At 40.1% G+C, this 13,545-nt stretch carries 8 protein-coding genes; 6 read left to right on the top strand and 2 right to left on the bottom strand.

Translation table 11 applies throughout. The features are described from left to right. Positions 1-12 precede the first annotated feature (12 nt). From EV200_RS12475 to EV200_RS12450, 6 genes are all read left to right on the top strand, one after another. On the top strand, positions 13-1,008 hold the full coding sequence (locus EV200_RS12475; RefSeq protein ID WP_132533057.1) for a FecR family protein: 996 nt from the start codon (positions 13-15) through the stop codon (positions 1,006-1,008). 187 nt (positions 1,009-1,195) lie between these two features. Next, positions 1,196-4,336: a TonB-dependent receptor gene (locus EV200_RS12470; RefSeq protein WP_132533055.1), complete on the top strand. Its 3,141-nt coding sequence runs from the start codon at positions 1,196-1,198 to the stop codon at positions 4,334-4,336. Between the two features lie 18 nt (positions 4,337-4,354). Continuing rightward, the gene (locus tag EV200_RS12465) at positions 4,355-6,853 is read left to right on the top strand and encodes a phosphocholine-specific phospholipase C (protein WP_132533053.1); all 2,499 of its coding nucleotides are present in this window, start codon (positions 4,355-4,357) and stop codon (positions 6,851-6,853) included. A gap of 79 nt (positions 6,854-6,932) precedes the next feature. Continuing rightward, positions 6,933-10,142, top strand: a complete 3,210-nt coding sequence (locus tag EV200_RS12460; RefSeq protein WP_165877924.1) for a TonB-dependent receptor — start codon at positions 6,933-6,935, stop codon at positions 10,140-10,142. A gap of 270 nt (positions 10,143-10,412) precedes the next feature. Continuing rightward, a complete protein-coding gene (locus EV200_RS12455; protein WP_132533049.1) occupies positions 10,413-11,738 on the top strand; it encodes a putative sensor domain DACNV-containing protein in 1,326 nt (441 codons plus the stop codon). Positions 11,739-11,949: 211 nt separating this feature from the next. Then, positions 11,950-12,858, top strand: coding sequence for an NAD(P)/FAD-dependent oxidoreductase (locus EV200_RS12450; protein WP_132533047.1), 909 nt, complete (start codon positions 11,950-11,952; stop codon positions 12,856-12,858). A gap of 85 nt (positions 12,859-12,943) precedes the next feature. Here EV200_RS12450 and EV200_RS12445 read toward each other — a convergent pair whose 3' ends face one another. Both EV200_RS12445 and EV200_RS12440 read right to left on the bottom strand, forming a co-directional pair. Further along, the gene (locus EV200_RS12445) at positions 12,944-13,228 is read right to left on the bottom strand and encodes a hypothetical protein (protein ID WP_188754094.1); all 285 of its coding nucleotides are present in this window, start codon (positions 13,226-13,228) and stop codon (positions 12,944-12,946) included. A gap of 56 nt (positions 13,229-13,284) precedes the next feature. Continuing rightward, the gene (locus tag EV200_RS12440; RefSeq protein ID WP_132533043.1) at positions 13,285-13,467 is read right to left on the bottom strand and encodes a hypothetical protein; all 183 of its coding nucleotides are present in this window, start codon (positions 13,465-13,467) and stop codon (positions 13,285-13,287) included. Positions 13,468-13,545 lie beyond the last annotated feature (78 nt).

The raw sequence follows: 13,545 nt of genomic DNA, 5'->3' as shown, positions 1-13,545 counted from the left end.
CTTTATAGGTGCATGAAATTCAAAGTAAATAAATTCCTTTCGGCGCAGTTCAAAAAATTTCAACAGCAACAGCTTGGGGATAAACAAAGGCACCTCATTGAAAATTGGTTCAACGAAAAGGAAACTGCACAACATAAACCTCAGGTTTTATTGGATGCTACATCAAAGGCCGAATTAGAGGAACGTCTTTTTGCCGGAATACTTGCAGGCATTGAAAAACAACATACCACTCACTGGTATCAACATCGCTATATAAAAATTGCTGCAGCTTTGGTTGTGATCAGCATTGCTTCTTTATTGGTTTATACCCAAAAACACGCCCAACAACAAAATCAGGTTACCTACCGGATTTACGAAACCCGAAACGGCGAAGTAAAGAAAATTATGCTTCCGGATAGTTCTACCATTTGGATGAATGCTGCAACCGTTATCAAAGTTCCTAAGGGATTTAACACTTCTAATATTCGCGAAATTCGGCTGGAACATGGTGAGGCATTTTTTCAGGTTAAACCTAACGCCAGGAAGCCATTTCAGGTGAAAACCAGAAATTACATCACTACCGTATTGGGAACCTCGTTTAACATTCGCAGCTATGCAGGAGAAAATGGCTACCAGGTTGCTGTAAATACCGGGAAGGTTAGAGTAGAAAAAATGAATGAAAACAAACCTCAGCTATTAAGTGCCGGACTGATAAAAGACCAAATTCTGATTTTTAATGAGCAGACGCATGCTCTGGTTATTAAAGATGGAAACGCTGCAAACCTGATGGCCTGGACTTCTGGAAAAAACCTTCAACTAGAAGATATGGATTTAATTCAGATTGGAAAGGCATTGGAAAGGCAATATGGCATACCCGTGAAAGTACTATTGGGTAATGAAAAGAAACTAAAATATACCATTGCTTTTAATGAACCTGAAATAGGAGACGCCGTTCAAACACTGGCACTAAAAACAGGTATAAACTATCAATTAACAAATCAATCACTAATTATTAAAACAGGCAGATGAGTTAAGCGCTAAAAATTAAGGCCGGACTTCTACTGCAATAGAAACCCGGCCTGGAAAGCACTGAAGCAGTGCAGTCCTTATTAATCAATTCCGAAAAATCAATTAAAGCAATTTAAATATGCAACATTATTACCAGTTTTTTAAAAAAAAGCAAATAAATCTTTTATTATTAATTCTATTGAATGTAATGACATTCTTTTTGGCAACCACAATTAGTTTCAACACAATGGCTCAATCTACTGATGCTTCCATATCAGGGAAAGTGGTTGATCAGAATGGGGCCGCCATACCCGGGGCATCTGTTGTGGTTCGTAACGAATCAAACGGATTTCGTGCGGTAGTGTCAACCAATAAAGATGGTTTATACAACCTGATTCAATTGCCACTTGGTAAGCCTTATACGGTAACGGTAAGTTTCATTGGATATCCTAAACAAGTCAAATCTGATTTTGCCCTGAATCAAGGTGATAATATTGTGGCCAATTTTAAGATGCAGGAATCGAATACTAACCTGGATGATGTAGTGGTAAGTGCCAATTCATTAACGAAACGAATCGATCGGTTGGGTTCCAGTACTGCGATTACCTCACAGAATATTCAACAATTGCCCACACAAAACAGGAACTTTAATAATCTGTCTGCCCTGGCACCAACCACCAACGGAACCAACATCAGTGGTCAGCGTGCTTCTTCAACCAATTATGTAATTGATGGAGCAAGTGCCCGGAATAACCTGACTTCAGGAGCCATTGGTAGCGGACCTTATTCTCTATCACTCGAAGCCATTCGTGAGTTCGAAGTAGCCACAAACGTATACGATGTAAGTAGGGGTAGAGAAGGTGGAGGTACGGTGAGTGCGGTAACCAAATCCGGAACGAATACACTAACGGGTTCTGTGTTTGATTATTACCGGTCTGATTTTCTCGCCAGTCCTTATGACATCAGGGGAAACAAACGCACACAGAAATTTACGACCAACCAATATGGCTTTAGTTTAGGTGGTGCAATCATTAAAGATAAACTGCATTTCTTTACTGCGCTCGATCGTCAGGATGAAACCATGCCATTTTTTATTGCTGATATCCAAAACAGTGATGATGAAATTTCGCTTGGAATCAGCAAGGGTGCTTTAGATAGTGTGGTTAATATCGGAAGGGCAAAATATGGCCTGGGTAGTGGTCCGCAAACTGGTGAGTTTAAACGTAAAACACTCGCCAATACTTTTTTTGCCCGCTTAGACTGGCAGATTAATGATAAGCACAGGTTAACCATCCGTAATAATTATAGCGATTGGTTAAACCCGGTAAGTAACAGCGATAACTCCAATATTAACCTTTATGAAGTTTGGGGTGATTTCAAATCAAGAGAAAATACCACACTTGTTGCCTTGCGTTCACAATTTACGCCAACATTTTTAAATGAATTTAAACTTCAATATCAGTCTGCCACACGTAATTATGTGCCAAACAGTGAATTGCCTGCTGATAATATTCCGAGAGCAATTGTGACCGTAAGATCAACATTGCCAAACGGAACTTTGGGCAGTAAAACCGTACAATTGGGTGGCCAGCGTTTTTATCCGGAGAATAATCTAGAAAATCAGTTTCAGTTAATTAATACGTCATACCTCACGGTGGATAAATATAAGTTCACCTTTGGTACTGATAATACGCTGACCTATATGGACACTTATATCTCCAGTGAACAGAACGGTAGGTTCATTTTTAACAGTCTGGCAGATTTTAATAACCTGAATGCCTCCAGATATGCGAGGGAAGCACCCATAAATGGTATACCATCTGTGCAGCAATATATTTTGAATGCTTCATTATTCGGACAGGTTGAATTTGATATCAGCAAAAACATCAATGCCATGTTTGGTTTACGTTATGATGTAACCAGCTTTTTAACACGTGCAGATTATAATCCTGTTGTTGAACGTACCTTAGGTTTAAGAACCGACAGCAGGATCACCGATGCCGGAAAAATTCAACCCCGTATTCAATTAACCTGGGATATTGCTGGAGAGAAAAAAGATATTATCCGCTTTGGAGGTGGATTGTTCTCTTCTTACCCGGTGAATTATGCGCAGGTAAATAACATCCAGAATAGTGGTACGAAGGTGGCTTCGATAGATGTTTCTCGTCCGGCTACAGGTGCAAGCCTGGTACCAGTTCCTGATTTTCCTGCTTACCGCAGAAACCCATCTTCTGCTCCAGGTATCATCGCAGGCGTACCTTACGTATCAACCATTAACCTCAATGATCCGAACCTTAAAATGCCTTCCATTTTTAAAGCCAATTTAAGTTACAACAAAATCATTGGAGACCGTTTGAGGCTGGGGATAAACTTATTGTATTCTTATACCAAAAACAATTATGTTTATCTGGATAGAAACCTTGCAGACAATCCTTACTTCACCCTTGCGAATGAAGAAAATCGCGGTGTTTTTGTTCCTGCGGCTTCTATAACTGCATCTGGAATTACCAATAATGTATTGGGCAGAAAAACAAATGAAGTAGGCAGGGTGCTGATGCTGACCAATGGTGCCGAACTGAAGCAGAAAGCCATGATTTTAGATGCCAGTTTCCGCTACCTAAAAGATGGATACCTGAATGTGAGCTACACCTTAAACGATGCAAAAGATAACTCTTCTTATAATGGTAATGTGGCCAATACCTCAACCTTCAGGCCCGTTAAGTCTGATCCGAGAGATTTAACCTCAATCGATTATTCAGATAACCAATACCGGAGCAAACTGGTGGTTTATGGAACCACGCCAACATGGAAAGGCTTTTCTTTGGGCGCAACTTTCAGGGGGATTGGCGGTACGCGTTATTCCATGACGGTTGATGCCGACCTGAACGGCGATTTCGTAGGCGGACCAGGTAATGATAATGATCTGGCCTTTGTTTTTGATCCTAACAATCCCGCAACCAGTGCATCGGTTAAAGCCTCTATGGAAAAGGTTTTAAATAATCCGGATAACAGGGCAAAGGATTATATTCTAAAGAGCCTGGGCAAAATTGCAAACCGGAATGGTGGCGTTAATCCTTTCTCCGGAACCTTCGACCTGAGGTTACAAAAGGATTTCAAAACCTATAAAAACCAGAAGTTAACCTTAAGTTTTGATGCCTTCAACTTTGCTAACCTGTTAAATAAGAAATGGGGTGTAAATTATAATCTTGGCGATCAAACCCTGTTGTTGGTTAGCCGTTTTGATCAGGCTAAAAAGCAATATGAATACCGTGTGAATGAAAATGTTGGTGTTACGCAGGCAGCAGGTACGCCGTACCAGATACAACTTGGTGCCAGATACTCGTTTTAAAATAATAAATAAAATATAATGGATACCCGTAGAGATTTTATAAAAAAGGCAGCCCTCCTATCAGGAGGCGCTGCCTTATCAGGTATGTTGCCACCGGCAATACAAAAGGCACTTGCCATTGATCCTGCTATTGGCAGTACATTTTATGATGCAGAACATATTGTTTTCCTGATGCAGGAAAACCGTTCGTTCGATCATACTTTTGGGATGATGCAAGGGGTAAGGGGCTTTAATGATCCAAGAGCCATTACTTTGGCCAATCAGAATAAGGTTTGGCTTCAATCCAACAAAGAAGGCGAAACCTATGCGCCGTGGCACCTGAATATTAAAGAAACGAAAATTGCCTGGATGGGTTCTACACCTCACAACTGGACGGATCAGACAGATGCGAGAAATGGCGGAAAGTACGATAAATGGCTGGATGTTAAAAAGGCGTATAAACCTACCTATGCCCATATGCCATTGACCATTGGTTACTGCAAGCGTGAAGACTTTCCGTTTTACTATGCGTTAGCGGATGCCTTTACCGTTTGCGACCAGAATTTTTGTTCCGTTATTGCAGGAACACACCCCAATCGTTTTTACTGGATGACCGGAACGGTAAGGGAAAGCAATAAGCCAGAAGGTGTGGCGCATTTATGGAATAACAACAATTACGACAAGCCAACATTAAACTGGAAAACCTTTCCAGAACGATTGGAGGAAAATGATGTATCATGGAAAATTTATCAAAATGAATTAACCATGGGCTTTGGTCTTAATGGAGAGGAGAGTTCGTGGTTGAGTAATTTCGGTACCAATGTGATGGAATATTTTCAGCAGTATAACGTTCGTTTGCATCCGGGCGCAATTGCTAATCTAACTGAAAAGAAGGCACTTTTGCTGAAACAAATTGCCGATTCTGCCAAGCAGCAACTTACTGATGAGGAGCGGAATAAAGTGGAGGCGATTAAAAAGTTATTGGCAAAAACAGAGGAAGAAATGAAACTGTATACCATGGAAAACCATGCGGCCTTATCTGAACAATCAAAAAACTTAAATGCCAAAGCTTTTGGAATCAATTCAAATGATCCTGATTTTCACCGTTTGAGTCCATTGAAATATGATGAAAACGGCGTGGAAAGAGAACTGAATATTCCAAAAGGAGATATTCTTCACCAGTTCCGTAAAGATGTGGATGGTGGAACATTGCCTACCGTTTCCTGGTTAATGACTCCAGCTAATTTCTCCGATCATCCGGGTGTTCCCTGGTTTGGTTCATGGTTTGTAAGTGAAGTAATGGAAATCCTGACCAAAAATCCGGAACAGTGGAAAAAAACCATTTTTATCATGACTTATGATGAAAATGATGGTTATTTTGACCATGTGCCTCCTTTCGTGCCACCACATCCTTTTAAAGAAAATGCAGGGAAAGTTTCAGAAGGGATTGATACCTTATTGGATTACGCAGCAAAAGATCAGCAAACCAATCCTTCTACCAAAGAAAGCAACATTAGAGAAAGTCAGATTGGCCTGGGTTACCGCGTGCCAATGGTGATTGTATCTCCGTGGACCCGTGGTGGTTTTGTATGCTCTGAAGTGTTTGATCATACTTCTTCACTTCAGTTTCTAGAAAACTTTCTAGAGAAAAAGTACAATAAAAAAATCGTGGAGGAAAATATCAGCCCCTGGAGAAGAACGGTTTGTGGTGATTTAAGTTCGGTGTTCAGACCTTACAATGGAGAAAAGATTACCCAGCCTACCTTGATGGAGAAAGAACCTTTCATGCAAACCATCTATTCTGCTAAATTTAAAGAACTCCCTGATAATTACAGAAAATTAAGTCAGGAAGAAATAAAGGTAATCAATACAGATCATCGCCTTTCGCCCTATTTCCCTCAGCAGGAAAAAGGAATCAGGGCTTCCTGTGCATTGCCATATGAATTTTATGTTAATGGCACACTCAAAGGAAATCATTTCGAACTTCAATTGAATGCCGCCAATACTGCCTTTGCTAAAAAGGCTGCGGGTTCTGCTTTTACCGTTTATGGCATGAAGCCATTTAAAGGAGAACAATTAAAAGTATGGGATTATACCGTAAAAGCTGGTGATGTGTTAAAGGATGAATTTGCTTTGGCAGATTTTGAAAATGGCCAATATCATTTAAAGGTTCATGGTCCGAACGGATTCTTGAGAGAGTTTGCCGGTGATCAACATAATCCAGCCATTTCGGTGAATTGTGCCTATGAAAAGCAGGCAGGGAAGTTAACGGGTAATATTGTTTTAACCATAAAAAATACGGGAAGGCAGGCAGTTGCTGTCACTTTTAAGGATCTAAGTTACAAATCCGGAAGTAAAGTGATCAAGGTTGCTGCAGAAAGTACAGCAAACCAGCTGATTGATTTGTCAAAAAGTTATAACTGGTACGATTTCAGTATCAGCGTAGCGGGAAAAGATCAATACATCGAGCGTTTTGCCGGAAGGGTAGAAACCGGCCGTGTAGGTAAAACCGATCCGTTAATGGGAGGTGTGGTATAGCATTTAATCCATGAGGCTGCTGTTTTTCTATCTGCTATTTCTTTCTATTGACTGCACCGCGCAGACTACAAGGACATTTTTGTCTGGAAGAATAGAAGATGAATCGGGCCATGCGGTAAGTGGTGCTTCCATTACCCTTATTCATACATCCACCCATACCGTTTATGGATGTGCAAGTAATTTAGCGGGGGGCTACCTGATGGCTGATATCAGATCAGGTGGCCCTTACCTACTAGAAGTTAAATCAATTGGTTTTAAGCCTTATCGTTTAGCTGATCTATTTCTTCAACTTGATGAAGGAAAGTTAATGGACATTAAACTGCAGGAAGAAGTTACCGTTTTAAATGATCTAGTGATCAGTCTTCCAAAAACCAGCAATGTGCTTAAAACAGGTTCTGCGCCTGCTTCATTTAACATGGAAAGGAAGCAAATCAGCATGTTGCCAACCATTAAAAGGGGCATCAGTGATTTTACAAGGCTTAGCCCTTTAAGTTTTGGTGCCGCAATTGCAGGAGGGAATTACCGGCAAAACTTCATTACGATAGATGGCTCAGAATTCAATAATAATTTTGGCGTTGGGGATAATATTCCTGGTAATGGTGCACAGCCTATTGCGCTTGATGCCATTTCAGAAATTGCGGTAAACCCGGCACCTTATAGTTCAATATGGGAATCAGGCTTTATCGGAGGATCAATCAATATCGTTAGCCGATCAGGAAGCAATGATGTAGAAGCCTCTTTATATTCCTACTTTCGCAACCAGCAGAGTTATGGATCATCAGTAGGCTCTCAAAAGTTAGATAAACGTCCGTTAAGCTACCTGTTAAATGGATTCAGCATTGGCGGGCCCATATTAAAAAACAAGCTTTTCTATTTCATCAGCTATGAGCAGGAACATGAAGTTTATCAGCCTCAAGTATTTAAGGCCGCTACAGATTCACAGCCTTATGGCAGTCTGCCAAATATTGCGAGGCCAACTGTTACGGAGCTGGATCACATCAGCGATTATTTGCTGCAAACTTACGGTTACCATACGGGGCCGTACCAGGATTATGATTTTAAAAATAAAAGCAAAAAGTTTCTACTTCGTGCCGATTGGAATATTGCCAAAAACAATACCCTGAGTATTCGATATAATCAATTGAATAGCGATAAGCCAGAGTTGCTAAATGGATCAAGAAGTCCGCTTGTGCCTTTTGCGTCCAGTGCTGGCAGGCGGAACATTAATGCATTGCCATTTTCCAATACCAATTTTACGACCGAATCTCAGTTTTATTCCCTTTCAGTAGAGTGGGATAGCAGATTCTCCGCATCCTTAAGTAATATGATCAGGGCTTCGTACACCGGGCAGCTTGAAAAACGGAATGCAGACAGTGAACCCTTTCCATTTGTAGACATTTTAAAAAACGGTGTTCCTTTTACTTCTTTTGGTTATGAACCATTCTCCTACAACAATAAAAGAAAAGTAGGGTTGTTTTCTCTTAGCAATATTCTGCACTGGAAACCAGGAAGAAATAGCTGGGATTTTGGTTTACAAGCCGATTATATCAATACCAAAAACAGCTATATGCCTTTTGGAACTGGTTATTATACTTTTTCTTCCTGGGAAGATTTTACATCTGGTAAAAATCCTATAGACTATGCACTGACGTACCCTACAGAGTATCAGGATGCTTTACCCAGCTATCATTTCGATTACCTGAACATGGCTGTGTTTTTACAGCATACTTTATACCTGGGTTCGAGGATTACACTTACCGCAGGTTTAAGGGGTGATCTATCTGTTTTTCCGAAAGCCATTCCTGAAAATATGGCGCTATCAAAATTGGTTTTTGCAGGTGGTACAATGATTAATACCTCAAAGCTTCCAAAGCCAGCTTTATTGCTGGCACCGAGATTCTCTTTCCGTTATGATATTTTGGATGACCACTCGCTCTCACTTAGACTTGGCAGCGGAATCTTCACCGGTCGAATCCCCTCAGTGTGGGTAATCAGCCAGGCCAGGTATTCTGGTGTGAAACAGATTAGTCAAACCTGGCAAGGGCAAGCCAATACCCCCTTTGCTTTCAGTCCGGATGATAAAGTGCCTTTAAATAAGGATACAAAAGATGTTCTGCCGTCAGTAAGTAGCGTTCTTTCCAGTAATTTTAAGATGCCTCAAAGCTGGAAATCGAGTATTGGCATTGATGCTAATTTGCCTGGTGAATTTAAGGCCACACTGGAAACGTTTTACAATCGGGACATCAGAAGTATCTATTTTCAAGATTTGAACCTGATTCAGCCTACACAACTGAGCGTAACGGATTATCCTGATCACAGGCTTGTTTATCCACAAAATAATAACAACAAATTTATCAATCGGCTTAATGCGGCTGGATTACCTGATCCTGAAGGTAATAATGCGCTTAATGTGGTGTCCATTTCAAATGCTTCCGGTGGCTATTATTTTGCTGTTATGGCGGCTATTAGTAAACAATTTAAACATCAGCTTGGCTTATCGTTATCCTACGTTAAAGCAATATCCAAAAGCTATAATGATGGCGAGGGCGATCAAACACTTTCAGCACTTAACGCCACGCCAACTGTAAATGGAATTAACAATCCGGAGTTGGGTTATGCCGGCTATGTGGTTCCGGATAGATTGGTGTTGACCTTAACCTATCCGGTAAAACTAACCAAAACATTGGGTTTAAATTTTGGCCTGGTTTATCAGGGAAGTTCAGAAGGACGATTCTCCTATACCTATGCACGTGATTTGGTTGGAGATGGAACGAACCGTTCTTTAATATATGTACCAAAAGATGCCTCAGAAATTAGCTTTGCGCCTTTAACACTCGTTCAAAATGGCAAAGCAGTGCGTTATACTGGTGCACAGCAAAGCGATTTGTTCTTTGCCTACGTTGAACAGGATAAATATCTCCGAACAAGAAAAGGCCGTTATGCAGAAAGAAATGGTGCAGTTTTTCCCTGGCGGCATCAGCTGGATTTAAGGCTTGCAGCCCGGTTAGATGTGGGTGCCAATCCGCAAAAACACCATATTGAAATAGGAGTTGATCTCATTAATGCCGCAAATCTCTTCAATCCCAACTGGGGATTGAGAAAACTGGTCAATAATGCGGCGATTTTGGTGCCCGTTAACCTGGATCAGATTTCTCCTAATGGAAATATACAACCTAAATTTAACCTGAGTAGCATTGGAGGAGTACCTGTTTCTCAAACCTTTAGAAATGATGTGAGTTTCAATTCCACGTATAGTCTGCAGTTAGGTATCAGGTATTTATTTATGTAGGTAAATTGGATGATTAGAAGTTCCAAGTTATTGTTCACAGCTTTTCACACTACAGTAAGCAAGCACCCTTATGCAAAGGCATCATTTAATGCATATATCGTCATTGCGAGGCACGAAGCAATCTAATCTGTTTAAGTACCATAATTTGATTTATTAATACTGCTTTTAATACCCCCAATCTACGACCACCCTCTGAAAGAAGGGAATTACGATCTTTACAACCAAACGATTTTGATTACCTTGTGTTTATAGTAAAAAACGAAGATCAAATTGGAAAATTCACGCCCTCAGGACCTTGCCGTTCTGGTCCACGATAAGCTCAGGCTGACGAAGCAAAAATTTCCGCTTCCCAATCTTGAGGTATTAGTTGATTTATTCGACTGCCTGTTCTATTCGAGCATGTGCAAAGAAGAAAGCGATTTGATCAGGGTAACCGTAACCTTTATTGATCCCTCAAATCCAGATCCGGCACCTCCAAGCCATCTTGTTCCTGAAAGGTGGAGCTGTATTGCCTTTGAGCAGGCTTTAATCATGGATACTAAAACATTGGCCAAGCTTTCTAAGGCTGCCGATCCGGCGAGTTCTTCTCTGGCTGTTTATTACGATGAGAAAGGCAAGCTTTATATTTGGGGAATGATTGATCAGGCGATGCATTACCAGAATTTCCTGAATTATGAATCGGATACGGGCTCAGAACAACCTGGATTGTTTCAGGTATCAGTGAGTGATATTGGAACATTGCATGTGCTTTTTGATTATGAATTATTGGCCACTTTGAAGCAAAACATATTGGTTAAACGCTATCTGGATGTGCTTACGATAGGCCCGATTTCAAAAATCCTGAGAAAAAATGCGGAATTTTTAAAGGTTAATCTTCGTGAATATCTGGAAAAAGAACATCCTAACGAGCAATATGCGGAGTGGGAAGATTTTTTGGATGGGCTGTGGATCCAGACTTTTTCCAGGTTATTGCTTAAGATTCAGAATTATCAGCATGGTGGAGCCATACTGCTGGCAGATGACAGTGCAGACCTTGATGTAAAATACCGGATTCATTATGAGCGACTTACCTTGGCGATGGTTGCACATGCCAAGGCTGCTGTTGATAATTTTGTTTCGGAAAATACAATTGAGGGTGGCATGCATACAGGTAAAAGAACCATCAGTAAAGAACTTTACCTGCGTGAATCGGCATCTTTTTACAACAAAAAAGGAACTGCCGATGAAATTAAGGGAGCCATCGACTTCATAGCCTCACAAAGTTGTGTAGATGGAGTTGTGCTTTTTAACAGGAGCATGGTCACCAATGGCTTCGGCGCAGTTTTACGAGCGAAGAAAATGCCAAGGAAAATTTTTGTTTCCACCACCGCGACGGCTACACCAAAGTCGCTTGAAGCACACGATCCACGTTATTACGGAACCAGGCACCGATCTATGATTGCCTATTGCTGGAACCATCCAACGGCTTTAGGGCTGGTCATTTCTCAGGATGGAGATATTCGTGCATTTTCAAAAATTGAGGATAAGTTAATCATGTGGGAAAACATCAAAACGCAGCAATATCTCACAAACAGATCTCAAAATAGAAAGAAGTAGCATTACTGATTCAGGTTAATTATAAAGAGGTGACTAAAGGTTATTTGCAACATTATTGCAATAATTGATGCATCATAGTTGCATTATATAATCTATGTCTATATTTGATGATCAGATAGAAACGGGGTAGGATAAAAGTTATATTTCAGGTAAAAAGCCCGGGTATTGGCTTTACTTTTTTCTATCAATCACATTGATATAGCATAATTTTATGGCAGACATTAAATATTTTGAGGTAATCATTATTGGCGGAAGTTATGCAGGACTTTCAGCTGCAATGGCATTAGGGCGATCATTAAGAAAAGTTTTAATTATTGATAGTGGCCTACCTTGTAACAGGCAAACACCTTATTCCCATAACTTTATTACCCACGATGGGGAAAAACCAAGCGAAATTTCAGAAAAAGCAAAAGCTGAAGTGTTGAAATATCAAACGGTGTCTTTTTTGAAAGATATCGCTATTGGCGCTGAAAAAGTTGATGAAGGTTTTAAAATCATCACTCAATCAGGTATAGAATTTTATGCAAAGAAAATAATTTTTGCGACTGGTATAAAAGATACCATGCTTGATATTAAAGGCTTCGCCGAGTGTTGGGGAATTTCAGTAATTCATTGCCCGTATTGTCATGGATATGAGTTTAGAGGTAAGGTTACCGGAATTTTAGCGAATGGCGCAAGGGCTTTTCATTTAGCTTCTATGGTCAATAACCTAACAGATCAGGTCACATTACTAACCAATGGTAAGCCAGATTTTAAAGATGAACAAATCTTAAAATTAAAGCAGCATGGTATTCAAATAATTGAAACAGCCATCACAGCTATTGAACATCAGGATGGAATTATTCAGCAAGTAATTTTCGCTGACGGAACTTCAAGACGTTTTGAAGCACTTTATGCGGCTTTGCCATTTACGCAACATTCTAATCTACCCGTATCGTTAGGCTGTGAACTTACTGAACATGGATATATTAAAGTGGGACCTTTCCAAGAAACTAATATCGACGGCATATATGCCTGTGGCGATAATACGAACATGATGCGTTCTGTTGCCCTTGCTGTTTCTACCGGCGGGATAGCTGGAGCTGTAATCAATGGCAAATTGGTGGAAGAAAATTTTTAAATGTGAAGCTGAATTTGATTTTTCTATTAATTGAAAAGATGCAAGGTGTTTTGCAGAGACAAATGTTATAAGAGGTATCTGCTTTTTAGATTATTTTACCTTTAGCTGCTACTTTATTTCTGATATCATCTATGATTTCATTCTTTAAATCCAGATTATAGATTTGTGATCTTAAGTTATCGTTCCAGTTGATCAGGGCATCTTCCGGAGTCTCACCGTAGCCTGTTATTCCACTTTCAAGATCAGGCCCCAGAACTGCAATATATCTACTTCTTTCCTGGAAGAGTAGTGGTTTAAACACGATCACATAGGTAGGCAAACGAAAACGGCTGAAATCGAAATCGATTATCTTTCCCTTATCAACAGTCATCTGCTTCATTACACCTTGTTCTTTGTATCTTAATAATTAGATAAAATTAGAGATACTTATTCCTCATGCATGGTATAAGTATTATGCTCCGGGCCATGTGAGTTAGCATCCATTACACTGTTTAGCTTTTTTGAGATCAGCATAAGTTGGTTGAATTTAAAAATATTGAGAAATTCCACCTGGATATTTCTATGGGTTTCAGCTGCCTGATCTGCAGTTTGAACATGCTCATATTTCATGTGAAAGACAATTAAGTCCAAATATAGCCTTGGTATGTTTACACTACATTAGGTTTGCTTAACCTCATTGTTAAATAA

This window comes from Pedobacter psychrotolerans, from assembly GCF_004340665.1.
GTDB classification, from domain to species: Bacteria; Bacteroidota; Bacteroidia; order Sphingobacteriales; family Sphingobacteriaceae; genus Pedobacter; species Pedobacter psychrotolerans.
This window is presented reverse-complemented; position numbering and strand designations above follow the sequence as displayed.

Bases quoted from the DNA above. Each gene is read 5' to 3' on its own strand.
- EV200_RS12445 (WP_188754094.1), bottom strand. From the start codon at position 13,228: ATGACTGTTGATAAGGGAAAGATAATCGATTTCGATTTCAGCCGTTTT.
- EV200_RS12450 (WP_132533047.1), top strand. From the start codon at position 11,950: ATGGCAGACATTAAATATTTTGAGGTAATCATTATTGGCGGAAGTTAT.
- EV200_RS12470 (WP_132533055.1), top strand. From the start codon at position 1,196: ATGACATTCTTTTTGGCAACCACAATTAGTTTCAACACAATGGCTCAA.
- EV200_RS12465 (WP_132533053.1), top strand. From the start codon at position 4,355: ATGGATACCCGTAGAGATTTTATAAAAAAGGCAGCCCTCCTATCAGGA.
- EV200_RS12475 (WP_132533057.1), top strand. From the start codon at position 13: ATGAAATTCAAAGTAAATAAATTCCTTTCGGCGCAGTTCAAAAAATTT.
- EV200_RS12440 (WP_132533043.1), bottom strand. From the start codon at position 13,467: ATGAAATATGAGCATGTTCAAACTGCAGATCAGGCAGCTGAAACCCAT.